Origin of the sequence: Sphaerisporangium sp. NPDC051017, assembly GCF_040683095.1 — a bacterium.
GTDB lineage: Bacteria > Actinomycetota > Actinomycetes > Streptosporangiales > Streptosporangiaceae > Sphaerisporangium.
The window spans coordinates 14,601-41,554 of sequence record NZ_JBFBCI010000039.1 but is presented as its reverse complement, the minus strand read 5'-3'; the positions used below and the strand labels follow the sequence as shown (position 1 = coordinate 41,554).

The window sequence follows — 26,954 nt, the reverse complement described above, 5'->3', positions numbered from 1 at the left end:
AATCTCGTTCCCCGCTCTGGGAGTGTTCCCTCATCATGATCATCGCGTCCGACATCGAACTGCGCGCCGGTTCCCGCCTGCTCATCGAAGGGGCGTCCTTCCGCGTCAACCCCGGCGACCGCATCGGCCTGGTGGGCCGCAACGGCGCGGGCAAGACCACGCTGTGCAAGGTGCTCGCGGGCGAGGGCCTGCCCGCCACCGGCACCGTCACCACCAGCGGCAGCGTCGGCTACCTCCCCCAGGACCCCCGCACGGGCGACCTGGCGGTGCTCGCCTCCGACCGCATCCTGTCCGCCCGCGGCCTGGACGAGGTGCTGCGGGAGCTGCGCGAGGCCGAGGGCGGCATGGCCTCGGCCGACGAGCGCGTCCGCGACCGCGCCGTCCGCGCGTACGGCCGCCTGGAGGACCGGCTGCACGTCCTCGGCGGGTACGCGGCGGAGGCCGAGGCCGCGTCGATCGCCTCCAGCCTGGGCCTGCCCGACCGGGTGCTCAAGCAGCCCCTGGAGACCCTGTCCGGCGGCCAGCGACGACGGGTCGAGCTGGCCCGCATTCTGTTCAGCGGAGCGGAGACTCTCCTGCTTGACGAGCCGACAAACCACCTCGATGCAGACTCAATCGGGTGGCTTCGTGATTTTTTACGATCACACCAGGGCGGCTTGATCATTATTAGCCACGATGTCGGGCTTCTTGAAGCGACGGTCAACCGCGTCCTGCACCTCGACGCCAACCGCTGCGTCGTCGACACCTACAACGTCGGCTGGACCGCCTATCTCGCCCAGCGCGAGGCCGACGAGCGCCGCAGGAAGCGCGAGCGGGCCAACGCCGAGCGCCAGGCGTCCCAGCTCCTCTCGCAGGCCGACCGCATGCGCGCCAAGGCGACCAAGGCCAAGGCCGCGCAGGACATGGAGCGGCGGGCCAGGCGCCTGCTCGCAGGCGTCGAGGAGGAGCGCCGCAGCGACAAGGTCGCCAAGCTGCGCTTCCCCGATCCCGCCCCCTGCGGCCGCACCCCGCTGACGGCGACCGGCCTGTCGAAGTCCTACGGCTCGCTGGAGGTCTTCACCGACGTGGACGCCGCCGTCGACCGGGGCAGCCGGGTGGTGGTGCTCGGTCTCAACGGCGCGGGCAAGACCACGCTGCTGCGCATGCTGGGCGGCCTGGAGAAGCCCGACACCGGCCAGATCCGCCCTGGTCACGGCCTCAAGCTGGGCTACTACGCCCAGGAGCACGAGACCCTGGACGGCGACCGCACCGTGCTGGAGAACATGCGCTCCGCCGGTCCCGACGTGCCCGACGTCGGCCTGCGCAACGTGCTCGGCTCGTTCCTGTTCTCCGGCGACGACGCCGACAAGCCCGCCTCGGTCCTGTCCGGAGGGGAGAAGACCCGACTGGCCCTGGCCACACTGGTGCTCTCGAGCGCCAACGTCCTGCTGTTGGACGAACCTACGAACAATCTGGATCCGATCAGCCGCGATCAAGTACTTTCAGCTCTGAGGTCCTATTCTGGGGCAATTGTCCTCGTTACACATGACGAGGGTGCCGTAGAGGCCCTACGACCAGATAGGGTGATCTTGCTACCGGACGGAGTGGAAGACGCTTGGAGTGATGAATTTTCCGATCTTGTGGCACTTGCCTGATCTTAATTTGAGCGGGTACGGATCTTTTCCCGTGGAGTAGGTAGCCGATCCGGCTGAAATGACTGATCATGGCGTGAGTAACGCTGCGGAAGTCTGGCACTACAGGAGGTACTCGTGGCCGAGACTCTGAAGAAGGGCACCCGGGTGACCGGGGCCGACCGTGAGAAGCTGGCCGCCGATCTTAAGAAGCGCTACGCCGCGGGTGAGAGCATCCGCGCGCTTGCCGCTTCCACCGGCAGGTCGTACGGGTTCATCCACCGCATCCTCAGCGAGTCCGGCGTGACTCTGCGCGGGCGCGGCGGGGCCACCCGGGGTAAGTCGAAGCGCTAGAAGCGGCCGCCTCGGAACGCGCGACCGCAACCGCTCGTCCTGTTCGTCCGTGGCCGATCCGCGCCCACCGGTAGAATCCGATTCTGGAGCCATCACCGGGGCCGGACGTGGTGGGGCCGCGACTTCACGAACGGAGCGAGCGATGCCGGAAGCGACGGTTGGGGGGAGTGCGGCGGCGATCTCGGCGGGCGAGGGCGCCGGACCGGGCACGAACGGAGCGCGGAGTCGCTCGGATGATGTGCGCGGCGAGGCTGACAGGGCCCTCGGCAGCGAGGAACTCGCGGAGATCGGCATGCGCTTCGAGGTGGACGGCGAGATCGCGACGATCACATTGGACCGGCCGGACAAGCGGAACGCTCAGACGTTCGCCACCTGGTCGGCCCTGGCCCGGATCGGCAGTACGCTGCCCGGGCACGTGCGTGTCGTCGTGGTCAGAGGCGAGGGGCCGTCCTTCTCAGCGGGCATAGACCTGCGAATGCTCACTCCGGAGGGGGTGCCGGGGCAGGGCTCGTTCGCGTCCGTGGCCGCGCTCGACTCCGAGGCGTTCGAACGGCGGATCCAGGGGGCCCAGCAGGGGTTCCTATGGTTGCGCCGGCCGGACATCGTGTCGATCGCGGCGGTTCAGGGACACGCGATCGGGGCCGGATTCCAACTGGCCCTGTCCTGCGACCTGCGGATCCTCGCGGACGACGCCAGATTCTGCATGAAGGAGCCCGCGCTCGGGCTCGTCCCCGACCTCACCGGCACCAAGCCGCTGGTCGACCTCGTGGGCGTGGCCAGAGCCGTGGAGATCTGCCTCACCGCCCGCGTCGTCGAGGCCGGGGAGGCGCTGAGGCTCGGTCTCGCCGAGCAGGTGGTCCCGCGCGAGGAACTGGAGGCGGCCACGGCGAAGCTCGCGTCCGCCCTGCTCGCGACCGACAGGGCCGCCGCCGCGGCGACCAAACGGCTGCTGCGGGACGCGCCGGGCCGCTCGCTGGAGGAGCAGGCCGCGGCCGAGCGCGCCGAGCAGGTGGCGCGTGTGCGGGCGCTGTTCGCCGCGCCCGCCGCGGGATCCGCCGCACCGGAGCGGTAGGTGGTGAGGCCGCCGTGAGCGGCGGAGAGGAACAGCGGGGCCCCCGCCTGACCCGGGGCGCCCGGCGGCCGGACTCCCTGCGATGATCGTTCGCCGTGAGCTGATCCGGGCTGATCGGGGAATGGCGCGACCGGGACGCGCGCTTCGCCGAAGGAGAAGACGGGCGAACGTGGAGAGGACCGGCGAAGAAGCACGATGTCGATGCTGGGCGGGGGATACAGCCCCCAAGTGATGCGGTCCCTGCGGCGGGACAGCTCCGTGACCAAGGAGCGGCTGACGCCGGGCACCGTGCCGCGCATCGCCCGGTACGCCAGGCCCTACCGCCGGCACATCGCCGCCTTCCTGGTGCTCGTCGTGCTCGACGCGGCGATCGTGATCGCCAACCCGCTGCTGCTGAAAGCGATCATCGACCAGGGCATCGTCCCGCGCCGCACCGACATCGTGATCTGGCTGTCGCTCATGATCGCGGGCCTCGCCGTGGTGGACGCCGGGCTCGGGCTGGTGCAGCGGTGGTTCTCCTCGCGCATCGGCGAGGGCCTGATCTACGACCTGCGCACCGAGGTCTTCGACCACGTGCAGCGCATGCCGGTGGCGTTCTTCATGCGCGCCCAGACCGGCGCCCTCGTCTCACGGCTGAACAGCGACGTCATCGGCGCCCAGCGCGCGCTGACCAGCACCCTGTCGGCCGTCGTCTCCAACGTCGTGAGCCTGATCATGGTGCTCGGCGCGATGCTGCTGCTGTCGTGGCAGGTGACGCTGGTCGCGCTCGTCCTGCTGCCGGTCTTCATCTTCCCCGCCCGCTGGGTGGGGCGCCGCATGTCCGGGCTGACCCGCGAGCAGATGCAACTCGACGCCGAGATGAGCTCGGTGATGACCGAGCGGTTCAACGTCGCCGGCGCCATGGTCGCCAAGCTGTACGGCCGGCCCGAGGACGAGGCCGCGCACTTCGGCGAGCGCGCCGGGCGGGTGCGCGACGTCGGCATCACGGTCGGCATGTACGGCACGGTGTTCCGGGTCGCCCTCGGCCTGGTCGCCGCGCTCGCCACCGCCCTGGTGTACGGCGCGGGCGGTGTCCTGGTGGTCGACGGCGCCTTCCCGATCGGCACGCTGGTCGCGCTCGCGGCGATGCTCATGCGCCTGTACGGGCCGCTGACCAGCCTGTCCAACGTCCACGTCGACATCATGACCGCGCTGGTCAGTTTCGACCGCGTCTTCGAGGTGCTGGACCTGCGGCCGATGGTGGCCGAGAGCCCCGGCGCCCGGCCGCTGCCGCAGGGACCGGTCACGATCGAGTTCGACGACGTCCGCTTCCAGTACCCCTCGGCCGAGGAGGTCTCGCTGGCCTCGCTGGAGTCGGTGGCCCGCCCCGACACCGGGCCCGGCCAGGAGGTGCTCAAGGGCGTGAGCTTCACCGCCGCGCCCGGCGAGCTGATCGCGCTGGTGGGGCACTCCGGCGCGGGCAAGACCACGATCACCTCGCTGGTCTCCCGGCTGTACGACGTGACCGGCGGCGCGGTGCGGGTCAACGGCGTCGACGTGCGCGACGCCACGCTGGCCTCGCTGCGCGAGACGGTCGGCGTCGTGATGCAGGACGCCCACCTGTTCCACGACACCATCGGCGCCAACCTGCGGTACGCCCGGCCGGGCACCACCGACGAGGAGATCTGGGAGGCACTGCACGCCGCGCAGATCGGCGAGCTGATCGAGTCGTTGCCCGAGGGCCTGGACACCGTCGTCGGCGACCGGGGCTACCGGCTCTCCGGCGGCGAGAAGCAGCGGGTGGCGCTGGCCAGGCTCCTGCTGAAGGCGCCGGACGTGGTCGTGCTGGACGAGGCCACGGCGCACCTGGACTCCGAGTCCGAGGCCGCGGTCCAGCGGGCGCTGAAGACCGCGCTGGCCGGCCGGACGTCCCTGGTGATCGCGCACCGGCTGTCGACGATCCGCGAGGCCGACACGATCCTGGTCGTCCAGGACGGCCGGGTGGTCGAGCGGGGCCGTCACGACGACCTGCTCGCCCAGGGCGGCGCCTACGCCGAGCTGTACCGCACCCAGTTCGAGCACCAGAGGTGAGCATCCCTCGGACGGGTGCCGGTCAGGTGGACGCCGGCTCCAGGTAGCCGAGCCGCACCAGCTCGTCCTTGGCGACCTTCTCCACCAGCGCCGCCTGCCGCGGCTCTAGCGCGGTGCGCCACGCGCCGACCCGCGGGGCCGCCGTGCCGTACAGGGCCACCGTCGAGACCCGGGACTCCAGGAACTCCGACACCGTGGCGATCGTCTCGGCGGGGGAGGCGGCCATGTCCTCGTACCGGACCGTGAGCAGCTGGTCGCGGGGCAGTTCCTGGCGCAGCGCGGCGCTCAGGCGGACGGCGCTGCGCCAGCGCAGGGCGCACTTGCCGGCCGGGTCCATGCGGGACCACTTGTCGCGGTGCTCTCCCGCGTTGACCCCGAGGAACGGGTTGGGGAACTCGGTCTCGTCGCTGAGCGTGCCCGGGCGCGCCCACGCCATGGACGCGCGGTCGGCGAGCATGTCGGCGGCGACGTCCCTGCCGTCCCGGATGAACTGGACGAAGCGGGCGTCGGGGAAGGCCTGCATCAGCACGGGGGCGCTGTAGAGCAGGTCGGGGTTGGCGTCGCCGAACCGCACGACGGCGCCGGGGGAGGCGCACGGCCCCGCCCCGGTGACGGCCCCGGCCTCCCGGCAGGCCGCCGGGCACTCGGCGCAGGCCCCGGGGACGATCTGCCAGGCCTCGGCGAGCGCGTCGCGCAGCACCCGCACCGCGCCGCCGCCCTTCCTGCGCATGATCGACGGCCGTCGCGCGAACGCGTGGACGACGTGGGCGACGGACGCGCGGCCGATCGTGACGTGGAACCCCGGCGAGCGTTTCAGGGCACGGGCGAGCAGGTCCGCGCCGGAGTGCGGGGCGCCCAGCACGAACACCGGTCTGTGGACCTTGATGCCGTTGACCACGAGAATGTGGGGCGGGGGTCGCATAAGTGAGGACAGTCTGACACCCTTTGCGAGGTGAACGAACCGGCTACGCCCCGCCTCTCGGTGGTATATGGCGTCACCTGGGTAAGAGTATTCACCATGGCGGGCATATCCGCTGATTCGCGGCATGACGCCGCCGCCGGACCGGGCCTGGGGGCGGACCGGTGAGCGGCAGGCGCCTGTGGATCCCGTCCCGGCTGCGGCCGGGGGACCGGGTGGCCGTCGTCGCGCCCTCGGGGCCCGTCGACCCGGTCCGCCTGGCCCGGGGCCGCCAGGCGCTCACCGAGGCCGGCCTGGACGTCGTCGTCATGCCGAGGGTGATGCACCGGCGCGGGTACCTCGCGGGCTCGGACGCCGGCCGGGCGGCCGACCTGCAGGAGGCCTGGTGCGACCCGTCCTTCCGCGCGGTCGTCTGCGCGCGGGGCGGCTACGGCGCCACCCGCCTGCTCGACCTGCTCGACTGGCCCGCGATGGAGGCGGCGCGCCCGAAGATCCTGCTCGGGTCCAGCGACATCACGGCCCTGCACCAGGCGTTCGCCGTCCGCCTCGGTGTGGCGAGCTGCTTCGGGCCGATGCCCGCCTGCGAGACCCTGGGCGACCCCGAGGGGCCCGACCGGACGTCGCTCGACCACCTGCTCGCGTCGCTGTTCGAGACCGAGGCGCCCGGCCCGATCACCGGCGACCGCGTGATCGTCCCCGGCCGCGCGGAGGGCACGCTCACCGGCGGCAACCTGTCGCTGCTGGCGGCCCTGTGCGGAACCCCGTACGCGCTGCGCGCCCAGGGGCGCATCGTCCTGCTGGAGGACGTCGGGGAGGAGCCGTACCGCGTCGACCGCATGCTGACCCAGCTCGTCCAGGCCGGGTGCCTGGACGGCGCCGCCGGCGTCGTCCTCGGCTCCTGGGTGGACTGCGGGGACCCGATGCCCGCGCTCGTCGAGCGGCTGGCCCCGCTGGGGGTGCCCATGATCGCCGGCCTGCCGATCGGCCACGGGACACCACAGTTCACCGCCTGGATGGGGGCGGAAGCGGTTATTGATGCAGAATCGTGCTCTTTGACTTGCCTGTTCCGCGACCCGGCCACGGCAATGTAGTCGCTGGTCCGGGGGATGACGGCGGTAGTTGGGAGCCTCGTGTGGGCTTGTTCAGGCGGTACCGCGACCGGCGTGGCGGCGCGCGGGGGCGCGCGAGCGAAGACGTGGATCTCGACTCGCTGCTCGCGCTCGTCGCCGACGATATGGGGTACGCCTGGGAGTTCGCGCCCGACGGCTCCGCCCTCATGCTGTCCGGGCCCCGGCGGATCACCGTCCGCCTGACCGGGCTGCGCCGCGAGGCAGGGCGCCGTCCCCGTGAGGACTGGCCCACGCTGGTCGCCGGCCACCTGTCGCGCACGGTGGCCAGGTCCGACGACATGCCCGACGTGTGCGACCTGCCCCGCGTCCGGCCGCTGCTGCGCACGCGCGTCGTCCTCGCCGACGACCTGGAGGACGACCCGTCCCGGCTGATCGGCCGGCACATCGGCTCGGACCTGGTGGAGGTCCTCACCGTCTACGGCCGCCCGGTGCGCCCCGAGGAGGCGTTCTGCTGGCCGATCACCCCGGCCGAGGCGCTCGACCTGGCGGCGGGCAACGTGCTCGCCGACGAGAGGCTGACCTCCGAGCGCGTCGACCTCGACGGGACGCCCGCCTGGGTCATGTCGGGCTCCCATTCCGGCGCCGCCGTGCACCTGCGCCGCATCGAGGACTACCTGCTCGTGTCCTCCGACGGCCTGATGGTCGCGCTGCCGCGCCCCGGCGAGATGATCGTCCACCCGATCGGCGGGCTGTCGGTGATGCGCGCGATCGAACGCCTGTGGCTGCTCGCCCACCGGGAGTACCGCTCGCGCGACGACGGCCTCAGCCCGCACGTCTACTGGTGGAAGGACGGCCGGCTGACCCGGATCCAGGCCGAGCTGGTGGAGCAGGACGGCCTGCGCCGCCTGGTCGTCGCCCCGCCGCCCGAGTTCGCCCGGCTGCTCGCCGACCTCGCCAAGGGCCGCTGACCCCCGCCCGGCCGCTTGGTCGATACGGCTAGCCGATGTAGGCGTGGTGGCGGGAGGGGGCGCCCTCGGGCTGGGACAGGGTGTGCGCGGCGTGGATCAGCGGGACGTGGCTGAACGCCTGCGGGAAGTTGCCGACCAGCCGCCCGTAGCGGGGGTCGTACTCTTCGGCCAGCAGCCCCACGTCGTTGCGCAGGGACAGCAGCCTCTCGAACAGCTCGACGGCCTCATGGCGCCTGCCGATCATGGCCCGCGCCTCGGCCAGCCAGAAGCTGCACGCCAGGAACGCGCCCTCCCCGCCGGTGATGCCGTCCACGGAGTTGCGCTGGGCGAGCGGGTAGCGCAGCACGAAGCCCTCCGACATCAGCTCGCGCTCGACGGCCTCGATGGTGCCGATCACGCGGGGGTCGCGGGCGGGCAGGAACCCGGTCTGCGGGATCAGCAGCAGCGAGGCGTCCAGCTCCCGGGAGCCGTACGACTGGGTGAAGGTGTTGCGGTCGGCGTCGAAGCCCTTCTCCATGACCTCGGAGTGGATGCGCTCGCGCAGCGCGCGCCAGCGGTCGGCGGGCCCGGTCTGGCCGAACCGCTCGATCTGCCGGATCGACCGGTCGGCGGCGACCCACGCCATGACCTTGGAGTGGACGAAGTGCCGCCTCGGCCCCCGCACCTCCCAGAGGCCCTCGTCCGGCTCGTCCCAGTGGGACTCCAGGAAGTCCATCAGCGTCCGCTGGATGGCCCACGTGCGCGATATGGCGGGCAGCCCCGACGCCCGGGACACGTAGAGGCAGTTGATCACCTCGCCGTAGACGTCGAGCTGGAGCTGGTCGACGGCGGCGTTGCCGATGCGCACCGGTCGGGACTCCTCGTAGCCCTCCAGCCAGGGCAGCTCCATCTCCGGGAGCCGCCGCTCGCCCGCGACGCCGTACATGATCTGCAGGTCCTGGGGGCGGCCGGCGATGGCGCGCAGCAGCCACTCGCGCCAGTCGCGGGCCTCCTCGACGTAGCCCGCGTAGATCAGCGCGTCGAGCGTCATGGTGGCGTCGCGCAGCCAGCAGTAGCGGTAGTCCCAGTTGCGGACGCCGCCGAGGTCCTCGGGCAGGGATGTGGTCGGCGCGGCGACGATGCCGCCGGTGGGGGCGTAGGTCAGCGCCTTGAGGGTGATCAGCGAGCGGATCACCGCGTCGTGCCAGCGGGTCTCGGCGCCCGGGTCCCACTGGGACGCCCACTCGGTCCAGATCGCCTCGGTCTCGGCGAGCTCGGCGATCGGGTCGATGTCCTGCGGCTTGGGGGAGTGGGAGGGGTGCCAGGTGAACACGAACGGCAGCCGGTCGCCCGCCGACATGCGGAACGTCGCCCGGTGGGCGTAGTCGCCGCCCTGCAGCGGCACCGGCGAGTGCAGCCAGGCCGAGTCGGGGCCGCCGATGGCCTGGAGCAGGCCGTCGCTGCGGCGCACCCACGGGACGATGCGCCCGTAGTCGAAGCGGATGCGGATCTGCGTGGCCATCTCGACGGTGCCCGTCAGGCACTCGACGATCCGCACCAGGTCGGGGTTGGCCTGCCGGGGCGGCATGAAGTCGGTCACGCGGACCGTGCCGCCCTCGGTGTCCCACTCGGTCTCGAGGATCAGCGTGTTGTGGCGGTAGCGCCGGCGTGTGCTGAGCCGGCGCCGCGTGCCCGCCGGGCCGATCCACCAGTGCCCGTTGCCTTCGTCGCCGAGCAGGGAGGAGAAGCACGAGGGGGAGTCGAAACGGGGCAGGCACAGCCAGTCGACCGAGCCGTCCCGTCCGACGAGGGCCGCCGACTGCATGTCGCCGATGATGGCGTAGTCCTCGATCCGCATGTCGTCACGCTAGTACGCGCGGGGGGCGGGCGCGCGTCGCGGTTCCTCAGGCGGCGTAGGGTTCAGGCCGCGGCCGGGGGCGCATCCGGGGCATGAAGAACTGCGTGAGCGGGCCGATCGTCACCGCGAACACGATGGTCCCGACGCCGACCGTCCCGCCGAGCAGCCAGCCGGCCGCGAGCACGGTGAGCTCGATGATCGTGCGCGCGGCGCGGATCGACAGCCCGAGCCGGTGCAGGCCGGTCATCAGCCCGTCGCGGGGGCCGGGGCCCATGCCGGCGCCGATGTACAGCCCGGTTGCGGCGGCGACGCACACGACGGCGGCCGGCAGGTACGCCCAGCGCACGACCACAAGGTCCGGGGTGGGGGCCAGCCACAGGGTCAGGTCGGCGAACAGGCCGACGAAGACGATGTTGCTGACGGTCCCGATGCCCGGCCGCTGCCGCAGCGGGATCCAGAAGACCATCACGATCGCGCCGACGAGGATGATCCAGGTCCCGATCGACCAGCCGGTCCGCACGGACAGGCCCTGGTGGAAGACGTCCCACGGACCGTTGCCGAGCCCGGACTCGACCTGCAGGCCGATCCCGGCGCCGTAGAGGGCCAGCCCGGCGTACAGGCGGAGCAGGCGGTTGGGCAGCGAGCCCAGGTGAGGGAGGGAGAGTTCGCTCATAATGCTGGTAATGGTCCGCGCCGATTGGCTTGCTCATAAAGGGCCAATCCGAGAAAGTGGCCTTATGGATCGCTATCTGAGCGGGCCACAACTGGCCAGACTGGTCGACCTGCCCGGCGGCGCCCGGCCGTACTACCAGGCCCTGGCACGGGCCGTCCGCACGCTGATGCTCGACGGGCGCCTGCCCACCCGGGTGCGCATGCCCGCCGAGCGCCACCTGGCCGAGGCGCTCGGCGTCAGCCGCACCACCGTCACCGCCGCCTACGACCGGCTGCGCGAGCAGGGCTACCTGGAGAGCCGCCAGGGCGCGGGAAGCTGGACGGCGCTGCCCGACCCCGGCGCGCTCGGCGCCGAGAACCCCTGGATGGCCTCCGACGACGACGGCCTGCTGCCGCTGCACTCCGCGGCCCCGGCCGCCACCGCCCTGCTCCCCGAGGCCATCGCCGCCGCCACCGACGCCTACCCGCGCTACGCCCTCGGCAGCGGCTACGACCCGATGGGCATCCGGCCGCTGCGCGAGGCCATCGCCGCCCGGTACATCGCCCGGGGCCTGGCCACCCGGCCCGACCAGATCCTCGTCACCCTCGGGGCGCAGCACGGCATCCACCTGGTGACGGCGCTGCTGGCCGGGCCCGGCGACCCCGTCCTGGTCGAGTCGCCGACCTACCCGCACGCGCTGGACGCGGCCCGCAACCGGGGCGCCCGTCTGGTCCCCGTCGGCGTGCAGGACGACGGCCTGAGCATGGACCTCGTGACCTCGGCCATCCGCCAGTCATCGGCCCGCCTGGCCTACGTCATCCCCGACTTCCAGAACCCGACCGGCCTGCTGATGCCCGACGCCGACCGCGCGGCGCTGGCCGGGGCGGCGCGCCGGTACGACGCGACGCTGATGGTGGACGAGAGCTGGGCGGAGATGGCGATCGACGAGGTGCCGCACACCTCCCCGGCGGCGGCCTTCGACACCGACGGCCGCGTGATCAGCATCGGGTCGGCCTCCAAGCTGTGGTGGGGCGGCCTGCGGATCGGCTGGATCCGCGGCACGGCCGCGCTGGTGCGCCGCCTGGCGGTGACGCGCGCCTCGGTGGACATCGCCGCCCCGCTGTTCGAGCAGCTCGTCGTGACCCACCTGTTCGAGCGCATCGAGGAGACGAGGGCCGAGCGGCGCCGTACCCTGCGCGCCTCGCGCGCGGCCCTGGCCGAGGTCCTGCGGGCGGAGGTCCCCGAGTGGCGCTTCAGGTTGCCCGCGGGCGGCGCGTCGCTGTGGGTGCGGCTGGACGCCCCCGTGGCCACGCCCCTGGCCGACGCCGCCGCGCTGCACGGCATCCGGCTCGCCCCGGGCCCGTGGTTCGGCGTGGACGGCACGCTGGAGCGCTACCTGCGCCTCCCGTACACCCTGCCGCCGGGGCCGCTCGCCGGCGCGGCCCGCCGCCTGGCCGCGGCGCGGGCCCTCGGCGCGGGCGCCGTCCCCTGCCCGGCGCCGGCCGCCCCGCTGACGCCCACGCTGTGAGGGCTACCGGACCTCGCCCATCAGCACGCGCAGCCGGTGGGAGAACCCCAGCAGCACCACCGCGGCGATCACGGCGATGGCGGCCAGCGTGGCGAAGTAGGCGGGCTGGGACATGTACTGGAGCAGCCGCGCCGTCTGGCCCCCGATCGCGTCGCCGACGGCGAACGACAGGAACCAGACGCCGAGCATCTGGCTGCGGAACGCGTGCGGGGCCAGCTCGGTGGTCACCGACAGGCCCACGGGGCTGAGCGACAGCTCGCCGAACACCTGGATCAGGTACACCAGGAACAGCCACCACACCGAGATCTTCCCGAACTGCGCCAGGTGGGCCGCGAAGGCCATCACCACGAAGCTCACGCCGATCATGAACAGCCCGGCGGCGAACTTCTGCGCCGCCCCCACGCGGTCGCCGAGCCGCACCCACAGGCCCGCGAAGATCGGCACGAAGATCAGGATGAGCAGCGGGTTGAACGACTGCGTGGTGGCGGCCGTGATGGAGTGGCCGAACAGGCTGAGGTCGGTCCTGGTCGCGGCGAAGTCGTTGAGCACGGTCGGCGCCAGATCGTAGATCATCCAGAAGACCGCGGCGGCGGCGAACAGCCAGATGTACGCCTTCATCTTCGACCGCTCGCCGGAGGTCAGGTTGTGGCTGCCGAGCAGGATGTAGGCGAAGTAGCCGACCGGGATCAGGATCGTGAGCACGGTGAGGGCCACCGTGAACCGGTCGACGGTGAGCGTGCCGGACATCGCCCACAGGCCGATCGCGAGGGCCGCGGTGGCGAGGCCGGTCACGGCGAGGGTGCCGAAGCGGCGGCCCTCCTCGGGGGTGAGGCGGTGCCCCGGCTCGTCGCCGACGCCCCGCAGGTGCCGGCCGCCGATCACGTACTGGGCGAGGCCGAACGCCATGCCCACGGCGGCGGCGCCGAAGCCGAGGTGCCAGCGTTCGTCCTTGGCCAGGTTGCTGACGACGTAGGGCGCGGCGAACGCGCCGAGGTTGATGCCCAGGTAGAAGATGGAGAAGCCCGCGTCGCGCCGCGCGTTTTCGCCCTCGGGGTAGAGCCGGCCGACCATCGTCGAGATGTTGGGCTTGAGCAGCCCGGTCCCGGCGACGATCAGGGCGAGGCCGAGCCACACCAGCGTGGAGCCCTCGATCGGGACGGCCATGCAGATGTGCCCGAGCATGATGACCGAGCCGCCGGCGAGCACCGCCCTGCGCGCGCCGAGCACCCGGTCGGCGATCCAGCCTCCGGGCAGCGCGAGCAGGTACACCAGCGCGCCGTAGACGCCCACCACGGCCGTCGCGGTGGTCTTGGGCAGGCCGAGCCCGCCGCCGGCCACGGTGGCGACAAGGAAGAAGAACAGGATCGCGCGCAGCCCGTAGAAGCTGAAGCGCTCCCACATCTCGGTCATGAACAGCGTGATGATGCCGCGTGGATGACCGAAGATCGTCTTTTCCTCCGCGCGCTGGCCGGCCTCTACGGACATGCCGGTACGCCCCCGTTCCGCTCAGGTGTCCCCGGTCCCCCCGTGGACCGGATGATCGCGTGCCCGGACGGACCCCGGAAGGTATCCGACCAGATGCACTAAATGTCCTGAATATCCGAAAAAGTGCTAACTACACAAATATGCCCGCTTGCCGTCCGTCATCCGATCGGTCTCGACCGGCATCCGATCACTCTGGGTGATCATGCCCGCCGCCCTCGTGCGACGGCACGGGCAACGCCGCGTTTCTTCTCCCTTACGGGGACTTGTCTACCGTGAACGCCCTGTGGTGCGATGCATGCCACCCGTGCTCATGGGCATTCTCTGGAGGCGCGACATGGCCGACCCCCGAGTCCTGGCGGAACGTTCCGAGATCGAGTCGGAGATCGCCGGGCACACCATCTGCCGACAGCTCAAGCTCACGGCCGAGCGCTTCCCCGACGCGCCGGCCTACTCCGACCCCGCCGACGGCGGCGGCTGGACCACGCTGACCTACGGCGAGGCCCGCCACCGCGTGCTGGCCATCGCCGCCGGGTTCGCCGCCCTCGGCCTCGGCCCCGGCGAGGCCGTGGCGCTCATGATGGTCAACCGCAGCGAGCACGTGCTCGCCGACCTCGGCGCCGTCCACGCCGGCGGCAGGGCCTGCTCGGTCTACTCGACCTTCGCCCCCGAACAGGTCGCCTTCGTCGCCAAGGACGTCGGCGCCAGGATCGTCGTCCTCGGCGGCGCCGCCGACCTCGACCGCTGGCGGCCGATCCTCGGCGAGCTCCCGGACGTGCTCAAGGTCATCCTCCTGGAGGACGCCCCCGAGGGCGAGCCGTTCATGAGCTGGGACGACTTCCTCGCCCTCGGCGAGCGCGCCCTGGCCGAAGACCCCGCCGCCGCGGAGGCGCGCGCGGACGCCGTCACCGCCGAGGACGTGCTCAGCGTGCTCTACACCTCCGGCACCACCGGCAACCCTAAGGGCGTGCCCCTCACCCACACCAACATCTTCTACGAGGTCGTGGCCACCGACCGCGTGACCGGCGTGCCCGAGCGCGGCGCGCAGATCTCCTATCTCACCTACGCCCACATCGCCGAGCGCGTGCTCAGCCTGTACCTGCCGCTGTTCAAGGTCTCCCACATCCACTTCTGCACCGACCTGGCGCAGCTCGCCACCGTCCTCGGCCAGGTCAAGCCGATGCTGTTCTTCGGCGTGCCCCGGGTCTGGGAGAAGATGAACGCCCGCCTGCAGGCGCTGCTCGCCACCCAGCCCGCGGAGCAGCAGGAGCAGGTCCGCGCCGCCATGGCCGCCGGGCTCGCCTACATCGAGGCCACGCAGTACGGCCGCACGCCGAGCCCCGAGGTCATCGCCGCCTACGAGCGGGCCGACGCCGCCCTGCTGTCGATCATCCGCGCCATGATCGGCTTCGAGAACGCCCGCTGGCTCGCCACCGCCGCCGCTCCGATGCCGCTGGAGGTGCAGCGCTTCTTCGCCGGTCTCGGCCTCAAGGTGCTCGACGTCTACGGCATGACCGAGACCAGCGGCGCGTTCACCGCCAACAGCGACGCGGAGTTCAAGCTCGGCGCGGTCGGCCGCCCCGGCCCCGGCATCGAGGTCCGCATCGCCGAGGACGGCGAGATCATCACGCGCAGCCCCGCCAACACCGCGGGCTACCTCAACCGGCCGGAGGCCACCGCCGAGCTCGTCGACGAGGACGGCTGGCTGCACACCGGCGACGTCGGCTCCATCGACGAGGACGGCTTCGTCCGTATCCTCGACCGCAAGAAGGAGCTGATCATCACCGCGGGAGGCGAGAACATCTCCCCGGCCAACACCGAGAACCACCTCAAGGAACACCCGCTGATCGGCCAGGCCCTCGCCTACGGCGACCGCAAGCCGTACGTCGTCGCGATCCTCACCCTGGACGGCGAGGTCGCCCCGGTCTGGGCGCGCGGGCGGGGCGTCGAGTTCACCACCCTGGCCGACCTCGCCGAGCACCCCGACGTGCTCAAGGAGGTCGAGGCGGCCGTCGCCGTGGCCAACGAGAAACTCGCCCGCGTCCAGCAGGTCAAGAGGTGGCGCCTGCTGCCCGTGGAGTGGACCACGGAGACCGCGGAGCTCACGCCGAGCCTCAAGCTCAAGCGCCGGGTCATCCACGCCAAGTACGCCGAGGCCATCGACGCGATGTACGAGGGCTGAGCCCGCCCGCCCGCGCGGCCGCCGTCCCTCCCGGACGGCGGCGCCGGGACGCCGGGCGGGTGTTTACCGGAGCGGGCGCGTGTCCTACCGGCCGGTGCCTAGCGTCTCTGATTGGCTTAGCGATCGTGTGCGTTACACAGAATCAAGGCACAACGAGCTGCCCGGTATTCACCGATCGTCTTCGTGCCCTGGTGCCGGCAACCGGAGCCGCCGGCCCGTTGAGCACGTCCCCCCGGGCGCTGACCGGTCAGGCGTGCACGGCCTGACCGGGGAGGGTGCCCGACGTCGCCTGGGCGCCGGGCGTGTTGGCAACAACATGCCACGACATGACTACGATTCGCTAATCGAATCAGAAAGCCTCCACCGCATGACCTTGAGACGAATGCTCACCACGTCCGCGGCGGGGCTGGTCGCGCTCACGGTCCTGGCCGAGGCGCCCGCGTCCCTCGCCGGGACGGACGTCCACGCGCCCCCGCCGTCCTCCCGTCCCGGATCGCCCGCGGTCTCGCCCGTGCCGGCGGCGCCGCCGGTCCCGTCGGGGGCGTCCCGGCGGCCGGAGCGGCCGGTCATCCGGTCGGTGAGGGTCCGCCCGAAGAGCCCGGTGGCCCGGCCCCGGGGAGCGGTGCGCCTGGTCGTCGAGGTGGTGGCCAAGGGGGCCTCGGGGAAGGACGGGGTGACCCTGCGGCTGGAGCCCGCGCGGCGCCCCGCCGCGGCGAAGCGTCCCGCCGCCCGGAAGCGTTCCGCCGCCCGGAGGCATCAGGCCGCCGGGAAGCGTCGCGCCGCCCGTAAGCATCCCGTCGCCGGGAAGCGTCATGGCCTGGCGGGGCGGAGCCTGCCGGCGAGGGTGGGCGTGGGGCGGGGCGGCGTCCGCGTTCCGGCGCCCGGGGCCGCCGCGCGATGGGAGATGTGGCGGTTCGGCCCGCCGGTGGGGCTCACCCGCTGGTACCCCTCTGGCCGGTGGCGGGTCGTCGCCACCGCCAGGAACGCGAGGGGGGCGCGGTCGACGGCGTCCTCGTCCTTCCTGTTCAAGAAGGCGACCGTCCTCACGGGGGTGCGGGTCACCCCGGTGCGCAAGCGCCCGTGGCTGGCGCGGGTGTCGGGCACGCTGATGCGGGTCGACCCGGCGGGCAGGTTCGACTACTGGTCGTTCCCGGGGCAGCGCGTCACGCTGCGGTTCAGGAGCCACCGCGGGAGGACGTGGCGGACCGTCGCCGAAGCGCGCACGAATCGCGAGGGGCGTTTCTCGCGGCGAGTGAGACGGGCACACGGCGTATGGCAGGCTATTTACCCAGGAACACCGCATTACGCCAGTAGTGCCACCATTTCGCGACAGATATCAAGAAAGTAGGACAAAAGGCCCCGCTTAGTGGTGTGCTGTTTTGGTGAGGTGTCCATTTTGTAATAATTTCCTGGAGATTATCTGGCAACTTTTCCTCCCCTGAAAGCGTCTATGACGTAGGCACACCCCCACCTGGGATGCCTTTCTCTACGGGGAGAGGAAGTTCCAACAATGATGAAACGCATCGCTACCGCACTGGTAGCGGCCGCCATGGGCGCCTCCGCGCTCACGGTGGCGGCGCCGGCGCTGGCCGACACAGCGCCGGGCGACGCGGTGAGCATCGAATCCATCAAGGTGACTCCCGACCCGGTGGTCATCCGTGGAGGCGATGACGTCGCGGTCACGGCCACGGTCCAGGTCGTGAACGCCGAGGACGTGAAGTTCGACTTCGAGCCGACGGGACGGGGCGGGCAGTCCTACTGCAACCCCTGCGCCGGGGCCGCGAAGTCGTCCTCCGGCGAATGGAAGACGTGGGAGAAGACCATTGTTCTCGACCGGCACGATCCGGACGGGAACTGGGTCGTCTACGTCGAGGCGACGGGCAAGGACGGCAAGGTCGCGAAGGCCAAGGCGTACTTCTACGTCAAGCACGACAGGGCGAAGCCGCCGTACAGCGGCCCCCGCGCGACGCGGATCGAAGGGTTCGACGCGAGCCCTAACCCCGTCAAGAAGGGCCGCAAGCTGACCCTCGAGGGCAAGCTCTCGGCGGCCCGGTGCCACAACGACTGGTGGTGGGACGGCGACGTCTTCGTCGTGGGCGGCGACCGCTGCCGCGACGACTACCGCTGGAGCAACTGGCGCTGGCTCGGCTGGCAGAAGATCAACGTGTACTTCCACCCGGCCCGCGGTGGCAAGTGGCAGTACGTCGACACGATCGAGACCAACCCGGACGGAACCTTCTACACCAAGATCCCGGCCTACTGGTCAGGGACGTGGAAGGTCGTGTTCAAGGGTACGCGCGGCCTGTACGGGTCGTCGGCGAGCGACTACGTGAAGGTCGTCCGCTGAGCCCGTAGGTCCGAACGAACGGGACGCCTGGTCCCCGCCACGCGCGGGGCCAGGCGTTCCGGCGTCTCCGGGCCTTCACGGCGCCCGCCCGGTCTACGACTCTCGCGCGAGTTCCAGCGCGGTCAGGTCGAGGGCGCTCAGCGTGAAGATGTTCGCGATCTGGTCGACGGGCATCCCCGCGTCGCCGAGCTGCGTCATCGTGACCGCCGCGCGCAGGAACACGCGGCCGATCGCCACTTCGTCCACGTCGGGCATGTCCCTGCGGAAGAAGTCCGCGAGCTGCTGCCCCACCTCGCGGTCGGCGTGCACGCGTGGGTGGTTCAGCTCGGGGCTGGCCAGGATGTCGGCCAGGTCCCCGCGCTCGTCGTCGGTGAGCTTGCTCAAAGGTGATCGCCTCCCGCAGCGATGTTCGTCATGTGGAGACTATGCGCTGGCGACCTTGAGGTGAACGCCCCCTGTCGGAGGCCAGGCGGAAACCCGGCCGCGCGGGCGTCAGGGGGAGACGGCTTCGACGAGCTTGCGGCGCTGCTGCACGCCGAGGCCGCCGATGCGCCGCTTCTCGTCCACGCCCGCGCGTTCCATGAGCGCCGCGGCCTTGGTCGGGCCGATTCCGGACAGCGCGCGCAGCGCCTGCGAAACCTTGATCTTCTTGGCGGTGTCGTCGTCGCGCTCGAAGAGCTGGGCGAGGGTGAGGTCTCCGTTCTTCAGGCGGGTGAGGAGCGCGGCGCGCGCCTGACGGGCCTCGGTGGCCTTGACGAGGGCGGCCTGACGCTGCTCGGGGGTGAGGACGGGGAGGGCCATAGGGGGTCTCCTAGGTGGTTCGTGTCCTGGGCCGTCTGACCGGCCGTTGCTGTGGTCGGGGGTGTGTTACCCCCACATCGCGCGTTAATCATGGGTTCCCCTGGTGATCACCCGATCGCGCTGGATTCGCACCCGCCCGCCATGTCGTACAAGTCGTGAAATTTGGGCCTTTAAACTTCGGACCGCTGGCCTGACTCTCGGTGAAGGCGCGTGATAAACCCTCCGATGCGCGCCTGAGGGAGGAACAGGTGAGACGACGTCTATTCGTCGGGTTCGCGATCCTGGCACTGCTGCTGACCAGCGGCATCACCGGGGTCGGAGCCGCGGCGGAGCCGCCTGCCAACTACCAGTACCTGGTACAGGGGCCGATTACGGCCCAGCAGCGGACCGCCATCGCCCAGACCGGCGCCGCCATCGACGAGGTGGCCGCGAACTCGGTCGTGGTCACCGCCACGGCGGCCGAGATCGGCGCGGTCGAATCTCTGGGATTCACGGTGAGACGGCTCCCGCGGCCGTTGTCCCCGGTGCTGCCCCGCCCGCAGGACTTCCCGCCGGCCGACTCTGGGTACCACAACTACGCCGAGCTGACCGCGCTGGTGAACCAGGTGGTCGCGAGCTACCCGTCCATCGCCAGGAAGATCAGCATCGGCACGTCCTACGGCGGCCGCGACCTGATGGCGATCAAGATCAGCGACAACGTCGGCACCGACGAGAACGAGCCGGAGGTGCTGTTCACCGCCCACCAGCACGCCCGTGAGCACCTGACGGTCGAGATGGCGATCTACCTGCTCAACCTGTTCACGAGCAGCTACGGCACCGACAGCAGGATCACCGACCTCGTCAACACCCGCGAGATCTGGATCCTGCCCGACCTCAACCCCGACGGCGGCGAGTACGACATCGCCACCGGCTCCTACCGCTCCTGGCGCAAGAACCGGCAGCCGAACTCCGGCTCCTCCGCCGTCGGCACCGACCTGAACCGCAACTGGGCCTACCGCTGGGGCTGCTGCAACGGCTCCTCGCCCACGCCCTCCAGCGACACCTACCGCGGCACCTCCGCCGAGTCGGCCCCCGAGGTCAAGGCCGTCGCCGACTTCGTCCGCAGCCGGGTCGTCGGCGGCGTCCAGCAGATCAAGACCAACATCGACTGGCACACCTACTCCGAGCTGGTGCTGTGGCCGTACGGCTACACCTACGCCGACACGGCGGCCGGCCTGACGCAGGACGACCACGACGCGCTCGCCGCGCTCGGCCAGAACATGGCGAGCACCAACGGCTACACCCCGCAGCAGGCCAGCGACCTCTACATCACCGACGGTGACATCAACGACTGGCTGTGGGGCAACTACAAGATCTTCACCTACACCTTCGAGATGTACCCGAAGAGCTCCTCGCCGGGCTTCTACCCGCCCGACGAGCAGATCGTCCCGCAGACCACCCGCAACAAGGAGGCCGTCCTGCGCCTCCTGGAGTACTCCGACTGCCCCTACCGCATCATCGGCAAGCAGGCCCAGTACTGCTAGGACGTCGGCTGTAGGTGAACGGGTGGCTCTGGGACAGCCGCCACTCGTCACACAGATCTAGAACGCGCGCGCGGCCGCCGCCCAAAAGGCGGCGGCCGCACGCGCCGGTACGCCCTTCCGGAACCCTGCACTCGTAGGGCGAGACAAAGAAATCAGTCTCCAAGGAAGCCGTATCCAGCGAGCTGTCGTGGGTGGCTGCCTGGCGCTCACGGCTCGGAACCGCCGCTCTTGGTTCAGCGAGCCGGCGAGCGAATGCATCGAGCCACCGCCGTCTCGATGGGACTGCCTCCCTCGTTCAGTTCGAGGATCTGTCTGCTGATACGCGGTTCGTGAAGGATGAGTGTCAGGGCGGTCGCGACGTCGTGTCGGCTGATCTGCTCGTGGAGTTCGGCTGGGCCGATCGCGATGTGTCCGGTTCCGGGCTCATCGGTAAGGAGGGAAGGGCGGAGGATGAGCCAGTCCAGGTCGCTATGGGTGAGCGAGACTTCTGCTTCCTTCTTGGCCGCGAAGTAGTATTCCTCGTCCTCGGGGAGGTCGCGTTCACGCCATGCTTCCGGGAAGACGGACACGAGTGTGAAGCGGCGCACGCCGGCCAGGTGCGCCGCTTCAGCGGCCTTGGCGACTCCGTCCCGGTCGATCGTTTCCGTCACGTGTCGCGCGCCGCCGTTCGACCCGGCGGTGTAGACGATCACGTCGGCGCCTTCGGCGGCGGTGGCGAGTTCCTGCGGAGTCATGACGCTCACGTCGCCGAGAGAAGTCCGGATGCCGCTCGCGGCGAAGTCTGCTTCGTCGCGACTTCGTCGAACGAGTCCGCTGACCGTGTCGCCACGGTCGCGAAGCTTGCCGGTAAGGAGGCGGCCGATTCGTCCGGTGATGCCGATGATGAAGACGTCCATGGCTTTCCTACCTCTCGCGATCTAACGGGGCCTGTGGTCGCGGATGGCGCAAGGCTTCGCTGTGCGTGCGGACGCGGGCCGGCCGCCGAGGTGCGCGCGTGCAGGCTCACGACATCGAGCGGTGAGTACGCGGTGGCGGCACTCGACCGGGGCCTCGCGGCATCCTCTGCGCACTCACCTCACGTATTCAGTTTCCAGCGACCGCGTTTGTCACGATGTACGTCGAGTTGAACACGTGAGGTGATCGAGGGGTTGGATCACTCCCGCTCGGCTTCGGCGAGGATCTCGGCCAGGTCGTCGTAACCATAGAGAAGGGCGAGACCTCGGGGCGTGAGGCCCGCATGCGTCTTCAGGTCGAGGCGGGCTCCGGCGTCGATCAGTGCTCGCGCCGCGTCCACATGCCCGTGCCAGACCGCGTCGTGCAGTGCGGTCAAGCCGTTGTAGGGGCCCTGCGCGTCGATCTCAGCTGCCGGCGCCCCGGCACGCCCGGGCTTCTCCGTCAGCGCCCGAATGACATCGGCATGCCCGAAGTAGCTGGCGTCGTGCACTGGTGTGCCCCTCATCAGCCCGATCACCCGGCGAGGATCCGCACCCGCGTCGAGCAGCACGCGCACGATGTCGGTGTACCCCTCGCGGCTGTGGTTCGTTGGCATGCTTGAGCCGGGCGAGAGGGGACTGTTCGATGACGATCTTGGTTGACATCGGCTCGCCGCGGTGGCGGGTATAGCGGCGCGATTTCTGCACCGTGGCCTCGAGACCGGCGTCGGGTCAGCACCGCCGCCGCCATTCTCTTGACGGACGAAAGGATTGCCGGCTAGAGACCGGCCACGAGGTGGCAGCCACCAAGCACGACCCGGATGCTGCCCTTCGTGGCGCGGAAATCGTGCGGCTCAGCGACCGACGATGCCGGAACCGCCGACGAGTACCGTGGGATCCGGTCTTATGGCCGAACCTCCTCACCTCGGACCAAGCGGCCCCTAGCGGCAAGACCGCGCTAACCTACCTTTGGTAGGTAAGGCGCAACGCTAACCTACCTTTCGTAGGTTGGCAAGCGAGCGTGAGGTGATGAGTGACATGCGAAGTGGGGCCAGAGGGGCGGCTCCGCGTCGACTCTCCAAGGCGGAGCGACGGCGCCAACTGCTCGAAACGGCGCTTCTGATCGTCCGCGAGGAAGGTGTGGATCGGCTGAGCCTCGCGCGTCTGGCCGCGCGCGCAGGTGTCTCCAAGCCAGTCGCCTACGATCACTTCGGTACGCGGTCGGAGCTGTTGATCGAGCTCTACAGGTCGATCGACAGAGAACAGCAGAACACGCTGCGGAACGCGTTGACCCCCGGGGAACGGGGCCTCGATGAAACCGCCGAGATCCTCGCGGCCGCCTACGTTCGGTGCTCTGCCGACACGGGCGGTGAATGGCATGCCGTCGGAGCTGCGCTGGGGGGCAGTGCGGAGAAGGACGCCGTGTACCAGGAACTCCTCGAGGACTCCGTCCAGTTGTTCGCAACAGTTCTGGAGCCGCACAGCGCCTTGTCCTCGGCAGAGCTCCAACGACGCTGTGCCGGCTTGGTCGGCGCGGGTGAAGCACTCTCGGGCCTGATGGTGCGCGGCGGCTGCAGCGAAGCGGAGGCCGCGGAGACGTTCACCTCCCTGATAAAAGGCGGATTGCGCGGACCTGCTCAATGAGCAGCTGTCGGCTTGATCAGCCAGGAGTTGTCGCCGCCCTTCTCCGTCACTGATTTCAGGTCGTCAGGAGGCGGAGACTCCGTTGAACCGGCCGCGCGGGACGGGAAAGCGTAGGTGCGTGCGATGACAACAACTCCGCGCGCAACAACGCAACAAAAGCCAGCTTTCGCCCCCGCGCCGCAGCTCCAAGACCGAGGGAGCGAGGGAGCAAGATAGACGATCAGGTGACCTGATCGTGGTGACGATCTTCCGCCGATGTGGTGGTGAAGTCGAATTCACCGGCCTTGACGCCGTCGATGAAGGCCGTCCACTCGGCCCGGTTGTACACGATCACTTGCCCGTTCGGGTGATGGCTGTGGCGGACGGCGACACGGCCGCTGCCATCGGCCAGCGGCCCGGCCTCGACACAACTCCCGCCGCCGTTCTCGCTCTTGGTGCTGATGTGCCATGCAACCCGCGCAAGATCCTCTGACCTGGGCGCTCCGGGTGTGTTCACCTCGTTCACCGCAGCTCCTCTGCTATTGCGGAGATCAGCTCAGCCGACCGCTGCGGGTCGAGCGTGAGTCTGCGTAGCTCATCGTACGTCCGGATCAAGCGCTCGTTATCTGGCGACTCGACATAGATTGCTCCTTTGGGCGTCTCCGCATAGGCCACCTCCGGGAACCGCTCGTCCATCCTGATGATGCGGAACGCTCCGGTCGGACTGGCGTGTGCTCCAGCGCTGAAAGGCAGTATCCGTATCTCGATGTTCGGCCGCGAGGAGTACTCGACGAGGAGCTCGAACTGCCTTGACAGATCGGACCGGCCCAGGACCCTGCGATGAAGCACCGCCTCATCTATGATCGCCAGGACGTGGGGCCCGTCATCGTTCTTCAGGATCGCCTGGCGCGTCATGCGCAGTTGTACCCATCTGTCGATCTGGTCCGGGTCGGCATCGAACTCCGCAGCGGTGATCACGGCACGGGCGTATTGCTCCGTTTGGAAGAGCCCGAGCAATAGCGTGTTGTCGAAGGCGCGGATCTGGCGGGCGCGGGACTCCAGCCACACGTAATCGATGAAGGATCCGGCGACGTCCTCGGCGTATCCGTCCCACCACCCCTTCTGCCAGACGTCCTGGCTGAGTCTCATGAGGTTGTCGCGGCGTCGGCTGTCGGCCAGGCCGTAGAGGCCGAGCAGTGCGAGCAGGTCAGGGCGTCTGATCGGATATTCGCCCGTTTCGAAGCGGCTGACGGTGGACGGGTCGCGCTGGAGATACTCGGCCGCGTCCCGCAGCAGGAGCCCGTTCGCTTCACGTAGATCACGAAGTTGCTGCCCAAGCCACTGTGCTCGCAGGGTGACCCACTTGGGAGCGGCCATGTGTCGATCCTTTCTCGACCCTTCACGCAGTTGGAGCTCTCACATTCACGGCTCACACAACTTGTAGAGCACCGCTTGGCATGCCACGATAGCTCATCGTGGTCATCTGATCACGCCAAGTGTGCAAGATGTGCAGTGTCCGGCCGCCCTTCGACTAGCCGGCGGGTGGCGTAAAGGTCCGAAACAGTAAGGGCCGGGTGGTCTCGCTTGCGACGACATGCCCATCCCGGCCCTCGACGGAAAGGAAGCGCTCGCATGGAGCACTCCATGGATTCCGATCGCTCGACTGTCTATCACGGCTCCACCTCCGCCGGAGGTGGGAAGGGCCCTGATGAGGACGAGGTCCTCGGGGTCGGGAAGGAAGAGGTTCACGCGCTCCTAGGCGGGCTGCCTCGCGTGTTCGCGCTGGTCAGGGATGAGGGGGAGGAGGAGATAGATCTCTGCGTCATAGCCGTGGGGATGGTCCTGCCCCAAGGGGGCGCGACGACCCTGTCGATGGGCGGACATGGCCTCGGCCGGTGGGAGAACGCTCATCGCGCCGCGACCCGGCTCGGATGCGAGTGCGTCTGGCTGGGGGAGGCCGGATAGGACACGGCCGCCGCCCGGAGCACGCCGGTTCCTCGTGCCCGCCCGGCAGCCCGGCCGTGGCGGGCACACCGCTGAACGCGTCTGGGCGTAACGCGCCGGAACCCGGCTCCTGCCGTGTGAAGTAAGCTTTCCTCTCCTGTAGGCATGAAAGGACCGCTCCCAAGTGCGGAGGCGCGGCTCCGGGCACGCCGGGCGAGATCCCGGGGGCGGAGCGGAGCGCCGGAGCGCGCACCCGGTGGACGGCGAGCATGCCGCCACAGTGGAACATCGTGACCATGGTGTGAGACCACCATGCGCGTCCGCCCCTACCGAGGAGCCCGATCATGACCCCCGACGCCACCGAAGACACCACGGCCTTCGCTGACCTGGGGCTGCGGCCCGAGCTGCTGCGCGCGTTGCTGGACCTCGGGTACGAGGAGCCCACGCCCATCCAGCGCGAGGCGATCCCGCCGCTGCTCGACGGCCACGACCTGCTCGGCCAGGCCGCGACGGGCACCGGCAAGACGGCCGCCTTCGCCCTGCCGATCCTCCAGCGCATGACGCCGGGCGGCGAGGGCACGGCGCCCACCGCGCTGGTGCTGGTCCCGACGCGCGAGCTGGCCGTCCAGGTGTCGGAGGCCGTCCATCGCTACGGGCGCGACCTCGGCGCCCGCGTGCTGCCCATCTACGGCGGCCAGCCGATCGGGCGGCAGCTCAGGGAGCTCCAGCGCGGCGTGGACGTCGTCGTCGCCACCCCCGGGCGAGCGCTGGACCACATCGGCCGCAAGACGCTCCAGCTCGACGCGCTGCGCATGGTCGTCCTCGACGAGGCGGACGAGATGCTCGACATGGGGTTCGCCGACGACATCGAGGCCATTCTCCAGGAGACCCCCGGGGAGCGGCAGACCGTCCTGTTCTCCGCCACGATGCCCCCGCGCATCGACTCGATCGCCCGCGCCCACCTGAAGGACCCGGTGCGCATCCAGATCGAGCGCGAGTCCACCGCCCCCGGCGAGGCCCCGCGCGTGCGCCAGAGCGCCTACGTCGTGCCGCGGGCGCACAAGCCCGCCGCGCTCGGGCGGGTGCTGGACGTCGAGGCGCCCGAGGCCACCATCGTGTTCTGCCGCACCCGCGAAGAGGTCGACCAGCTCACCGAGACCATGAACGGCCGCGGCTACCGCGCCGAGGCGCTGCACGGCGGCATGGGCCAGGAACAGCGCGACCGCGTGATGGCGCGGCTGCGCGCCGGCACCGCCGACCTGCTGGTGGCCACCGACGTCGCGGCGCGCGGCCTGGACATCGAGCAGCTCACCCACGTCGTCAACTACAACGTCCCCTCCGCGCCGGAGTCCTACGTCCACCGCATCGGCCGGGTCGGGCGGGCCGGCCGCGAGGGCGTGGCGATCACGCTGGCCGAGCCGCGCGAGCACCGCATGCTCAAGACGATCGAGCGGGTCACCAAGAGCCGCATCGTGGTCGAGAAGGTGCCGACGGTCGCCGACCTGCGCGCCCGGCGGCTGGAGCTGACCCGTTCGGCGCTGGAGGAGAGCATCCTGGAGGACGACCTGGAGCATTTCCGGGTCGTGGTCGACACCCTCGCCGACGAGTTCGACGTCATGGAGATCGCCATGGCGGCCGTGAAGCTGGCGCACGAGGCGAGCGGCGCCGCCGCCGACGAGGAGGAGATCCCGGAGGTCCCGCTGCGGCCCGAGCGCGAGGGCCGGGGCCGCCGCGAGCCGGGCGGGCGCGACGAACGGCGCGGGCGCGTGCCCACCAGCGGCATGACCCGCATCTTCGTCGGCGCGGGGCGCAGCGCGGGCGTCCGGCCCCAGGATCTGGTGGGCGCGATCGCCAACGAGTCGCGGCTGAGCGGCCGCGACATCGGCGCGATCGAGATCGCCGACCGGTTCTCCCTGGTGGAGGTCCCGCAGCAGGCGGCCGACGACGTCATCGCCTCCCTGCGGCAGAGCACGATCAAGGGCAGGAAGGTCACCGTCCGCCGGGAGCGGTTCCCGGCCCGCTGACCGCCCCGCCCGCCGT

At 70.4% G+C, this 26,954-nt stretch carries 24 protein-coding genes; 14 read left to right on the top strand and 10 right to left on the bottom strand.

The genetic code is table 11. The annotated features are described in order from the left end of the window. Positions 1-35: 35 nt before the first annotated feature. The 4 genes from AB0M95_RS26755 (at position 36) to AB0M95_RS26740 (ending at position 5,106) form a co-directional block, all read left to right on the top strand. Positions 36-1,634 carry an ABC-F family ATP-binding cassette domain-containing protein gene (locus tag AB0M95_RS26755; RefSeq protein WP_358521787.1) on the top strand — a complete coding sequence of 533 codons (1,599 nt, stop codon included), beginning with the start codon at positions 36-38 and terminating at the stop codon, positions 1,632-1,634. Between the two features lie 114 nt (positions 1,635-1,748). Beyond that, positions 1,749-1,964 (top strand): helix-turn-helix domain-containing protein, encoded by a 216-nt coding sequence (locus AB0M95_RS26750; RefSeq protein WP_093173121.1) that lies wholly within the window; start codon positions 1,749-1,751, stop codon positions 1,962-1,964. Positions 1,965-2,256: 292 nt separating this feature from the next. After that, positions 2,257-3,036 (top strand): enoyl-CoA hydratase/isomerase family protein, encoded by a 780-nt coding sequence (locus AB0M95_RS26745; protein WP_363770072.1) that lies wholly within the window; start codon positions 2,257-2,259, stop codon positions 3,034-3,036. Between the two features lie 195 nt (positions 3,037-3,231). Beyond that, a complete protein-coding gene (locus tag AB0M95_RS26740) occupies positions 3,232-5,106 on the top strand; it encodes an ABC transporter ATP-binding protein (protein ID WP_363769955.1) in 1,875 nt (624 codons plus the stop codon). 22 nt (positions 5,107-5,128) lie between these two features. Here the strand turns inward: AB0M95_RS26740 and AB0M95_RS26735 are convergent, their stop codons facing one another. After that, positions 5,129-6,028, bottom strand: coding sequence for a sulfotransferase (locus tag AB0M95_RS26735; RefSeq protein ID WP_363769952.1), 900 nt, complete (start codon positions 6,026-6,028; stop codon positions 5,129-5,131). A gap of 161 nt (positions 6,029-6,189) precedes the next feature. Between AB0M95_RS26735 and AB0M95_RS26730 the strand changes: the two genes are divergently transcribed. Together AB0M95_RS26730 and AB0M95_RS26725 are read left to right on the top strand one after the other, a co-directional pair. Then, entirely contained in the window at positions 6,190-7,116 is a 927-nt protein-coding gene (locus tag AB0M95_RS26730; protein ID WP_363769949.1) for an LD-carboxypeptidase, read from the top strand. Positions 7,117-7,157: 41 nt separating this feature from the next. Continuing rightward, positions 7,158-8,063, top strand: coding sequence for a hypothetical protein (locus AB0M95_RS26725; protein ID WP_358521778.1), 906 nt, complete (start codon positions 7,158-7,160; stop codon positions 8,061-8,063). Between the two features lie 28 nt (positions 8,064-8,091). Here AB0M95_RS26725 and AB0M95_RS26720 read toward each other — a convergent pair whose 3' ends face one another. Both AB0M95_RS26720 and AB0M95_RS26715 read right to left on the bottom strand, forming a co-directional pair. Beyond that, positions 8,092-9,900: a glycoside hydrolase family 15 protein gene (locus AB0M95_RS26720; RefSeq protein ID WP_363769945.1), complete on the bottom strand. Its 1,809-nt coding sequence runs from the start codon at positions 9,898-9,900 to the stop codon at positions 8,092-8,094. 46 nt (positions 9,901-9,946) lie between these two features. After that, entirely contained in the window at positions 9,947-10,573 is a 627-nt protein-coding gene (locus tag AB0M95_RS26715; protein WP_363769942.1) for a hypothetical protein, read from the bottom strand. A 64-nt stretch (positions 10,574-10,637) separates the two neighbouring features. Here AB0M95_RS26715 and AB0M95_RS26710 point away from each other — a divergent pair, with 64 nt between their 5' ends. Then, positions 10,638-12,080, top strand: a complete 1,443-nt coding sequence (locus tag AB0M95_RS26710; RefSeq protein WP_363769940.1) for a PLP-dependent aminotransferase family protein — start codon at positions 10,638-10,640, stop codon at positions 12,078-12,080. 3 nt (positions 12,081-12,083) lie between these two features. Here AB0M95_RS26710 and AB0M95_RS26705 read toward each other — a convergent pair whose 3' ends face one another. Further along, the gene (locus tag AB0M95_RS26705) at positions 12,084-13,565 is read right to left on the bottom strand and encodes an oligopeptide:H+ symporter (protein ID WP_363769937.1); all 1,482 of its coding nucleotides are present in this window, start codon (positions 13,563-13,565) and stop codon (positions 12,084-12,086) included. Positions 13,566-13,899: 334 nt separating this feature from the next. On the opposite strand from AB0M95_RS26705, the gene AB0M95_RS26700 reads away from it, so the two are divergent. The 3 genes from AB0M95_RS26700 (at position 13,900) to AB0M95_RS26690 (ending at position 18,091) form a co-directional block, all read left to right on the top strand. Continuing rightward, entirely contained in the window at positions 13,900-15,744 is a 1,845-nt protein-coding gene (locus AB0M95_RS26700; RefSeq protein ID WP_363770069.1) for a long-chain fatty acid--CoA ligase, read from the top strand. Between the two features lie 367 nt (positions 15,745-16,111). Continuing rightward, entirely contained in the window at positions 16,112-17,092 is a 981-nt protein-coding gene (locus AB0M95_RS26695; protein ID WP_363769934.1) for a hypothetical protein, read from the top strand. A gap of 162 nt (positions 17,093-17,254) precedes the next feature. Next, the gene (locus tag AB0M95_RS26690) at positions 17,255-18,091 is read left to right on the top strand and encodes a hypothetical protein (RefSeq protein ID WP_363769931.1); all 837 of its coding nucleotides are present in this window, start codon (positions 17,255-17,257) and stop codon (positions 18,089-18,091) included. A 93-nt stretch (positions 18,092-18,184) separates the two neighbouring features. On the opposite strand, the gene AB0M95_RS26685 is transcribed toward AB0M95_RS26690, so the two are convergent. Together AB0M95_RS26685 and mihF are read right to left on the bottom strand one after the other, a co-directional pair. Then, positions 18,185-18,475 carry a hypothetical protein gene (locus AB0M95_RS26685; protein ID WP_363769928.1) on the bottom strand — a complete coding sequence of 97 codons (291 nt, stop codon included), beginning with the start codon at positions 18,473-18,475 and terminating at the stop codon, positions 18,185-18,187. Positions 18,476-18,583: 108 nt separating this feature from the next. Continuing rightward, positions 18,584-18,892, bottom strand: a complete 309-nt coding sequence (gene mihF / locus AB0M95_RS26680) for an integration host factor, actinobacterial type (protein ID WP_358521758.1) — start codon at positions 18,890-18,892, stop codon at positions 18,584-18,586. Positions 18,893-19,140: 248 nt separating this feature from the next. Here mihF and AB0M95_RS26675 point away from each other — a divergent pair, with 248 nt between their 5' ends. Beyond that, positions 19,141-20,415 (top strand): M14 family metallopeptidase, encoded by a 1,275-nt coding sequence (locus AB0M95_RS26675; protein ID WP_363769925.1) that lies wholly within the window; start codon positions 19,141-19,143, stop codon positions 20,413-20,415. Between the two features lie 233 nt (positions 20,416-20,648). Here AB0M95_RS26675 and AB0M95_RS26670 read toward each other — a convergent pair whose 3' ends face one another. Together AB0M95_RS26670 and AB0M95_RS26665 are read right to left on the bottom strand one after the other, a co-directional pair. Next, a complete protein-coding gene (locus tag AB0M95_RS26670) occupies positions 20,649-21,311 on the bottom strand; it encodes an NAD(P)H-binding protein (protein ID WP_363769922.1) in 663 nt (220 codons plus the stop codon). Positions 21,312-21,568: 257 nt separating this feature from the next. Continuing rightward, positions 21,569-21,964 (bottom strand): ankyrin repeat domain-containing protein, encoded by a 396-nt coding sequence (locus tag AB0M95_RS26665; protein ID WP_363769919.1) that lies wholly within the window; start codon positions 21,962-21,964, stop codon positions 21,569-21,571. A gap of 391 nt (positions 21,965-22,355) precedes the next feature. Here AB0M95_RS26665 and AB0M95_RS26660 point away from each other — a divergent pair, with 391 nt between their 5' ends. After that, positions 22,356-22,991 carry a TetR/AcrR family transcriptional regulator gene (locus AB0M95_RS26660; protein WP_363769917.1) on the top strand — a complete coding sequence of 212 codons (636 nt, stop codon included), beginning with the start codon at positions 22,356-22,358 and terminating at the stop codon, positions 22,989-22,991. A gap of 220 nt (positions 22,992-23,211) precedes the next feature. Here AB0M95_RS26660 and AB0M95_RS26655 read toward each other — a convergent pair whose 3' ends face one another. Both AB0M95_RS26655 and AB0M95_RS26650 read right to left on the bottom strand, forming a co-directional pair. Beyond that, a complete protein-coding gene (locus tag AB0M95_RS26655) occupies positions 23,212-23,496 on the bottom strand; it encodes a DUF397 domain-containing protein (protein ID WP_363769914.1) in 285 nt (94 codons plus the stop codon). Continuing rightward, entirely contained in the window at positions 23,493-24,347 is an 855-nt protein-coding gene (locus tag AB0M95_RS26650; RefSeq protein WP_363769911.1) for a helix-turn-helix transcriptional regulator, read from the bottom strand. The genes AB0M95_RS26655 and AB0M95_RS26650 overlap by 4 nt, the downstream gene beginning before the upstream one ends. 267 nt (positions 24,348-24,614) lie before the next feature. Between AB0M95_RS26650 and AB0M95_RS26645 the strand changes: the two genes are divergently transcribed. After that, a complete protein-coding gene (locus AB0M95_RS26645) occupies positions 24,615-24,935 on the top strand; it encodes a hypothetical protein (RefSeq protein WP_363769908.1) in 321 nt (106 codons plus the stop codon). Positions 24,936-25,258: 323 nt separating this feature from the next. Beyond that, positions 25,259-26,938 (top strand): DEAD/DEAH box helicase, encoded by a 1,680-nt coding sequence (locus AB0M95_RS26640; RefSeq protein WP_363769906.1) that lies wholly within the window; start codon positions 25,259-25,261, stop codon positions 26,936-26,938. Positions 26,939-26,954 lie beyond the last annotated feature (16 nt).

Bases quoted from the DNA above. Each gene is read 5' to 3' on its own strand.
- AB0M95_RS26755 (WP_358521787.1), top strand. From the start codon at position 36: ATGATCATCGCGTCCGACATCGAACTGCGCGCCGGTTCCCGCCTGCTC.
- AB0M95_RS26745 (WP_363770072.1), top strand. From the start codon at position 2,257: ATGCGCTTCGAGGTGGACGGCGAGATCGCGACGATCACATTGGACCGG.
- AB0M95_RS26740 (WP_363769955.1), top strand. From the start codon at position 3,232: ATGTCGATGCTGGGCGGGGGATACAGCCCCCAAGTGATGCGGTCCCTG.
- AB0M95_RS26735 (WP_363769952.1), bottom strand. From the start codon at position 6,028: ATGCGACCCCCGCCCCACATTCTCGTGGTCAACGGCATCAAGGTCCAC.
- AB0M95_RS26720 (WP_363769945.1), bottom strand. From the start codon at position 9,900: ATGCGGATCGAGGACTACGCCATCATCGGCGACATGCAGTCGGCGGCC.
- AB0M95_RS26715 (WP_363769942.1), bottom strand. From the start codon at position 10,573: ATGAGCGAACTCTCCCTCCCTCACCTGGGCTCGCTGCCCAACCGCCTG.
- AB0M95_RS26710 (WP_363769940.1), top strand. From the start codon at position 10,638: ATGGATCGCTATCTGAGCGGGCCACAACTGGCCAGACTGGTCGACCTG.
- AB0M95_RS26705 (WP_363769937.1), bottom strand. From the start codon at position 13,565: ATGTCCGTAGAGGCCGGCCAGCGCGCGGAGGAAAAGACGATCTTCGGT.
- AB0M95_RS26700 (WP_363770069.1), top strand. From the start codon at position 13,900: ATGGCCGACCCCCGAGTCCTGGCGGAACGTTCCGAGATCGAGTCGGAG.
- AB0M95_RS26695 (WP_363769934.1), top strand. From the start codon at position 16,112: ATGACCTTGAGACGAATGCTCACCACGTCCGCGGCGGGGCTGGTCGCG.
- AB0M95_RS26690 (WP_363769931.1), top strand. From the start codon at position 17,255: ATGATGAAACGCATCGCTACCGCACTGGTAGCGGCCGCCATGGGCGCC.
- mihF (WP_358521758.1), bottom strand. From the start codon at position 18,892: ATGGCCCTCCCCGTCCTCACCCCCGAGCAGCGTCAGGCCGCCCTCGTC.
- AB0M95_RS26670 (WP_363769922.1), bottom strand. From the start codon at position 21,311: ATGGACGTCTTCATCATCGGCATCACCGGACGAATCGGCCGCCTCCTT.
- AB0M95_RS26665 (WP_363769919.1), bottom strand. From the start codon at position 21,964: ATGCCAACGAACCACAGCCGCGAGGGGTACACCGACATCGTGCGCGTG.
- AB0M95_RS26650 (WP_363769911.1), bottom strand. From the start codon at position 24,347: ATGGCCGCTCCCAAGTGGGTCACCCTGCGAGCACAGTGGCTTGGGCAG.
- AB0M95_RS26645 (WP_363769908.1), top strand. From the start codon at position 24,615: ATGGATTCCGATCGCTCGACTGTCTATCACGGCTCCACCTCCGCCGGA.
- AB0M95_RS26640 (WP_363769906.1), top strand. From the start codon at position 25,259: ATGACCCCCGACGCCACCGAAGACACCACGGCCTTCGCTGACCTGGGG.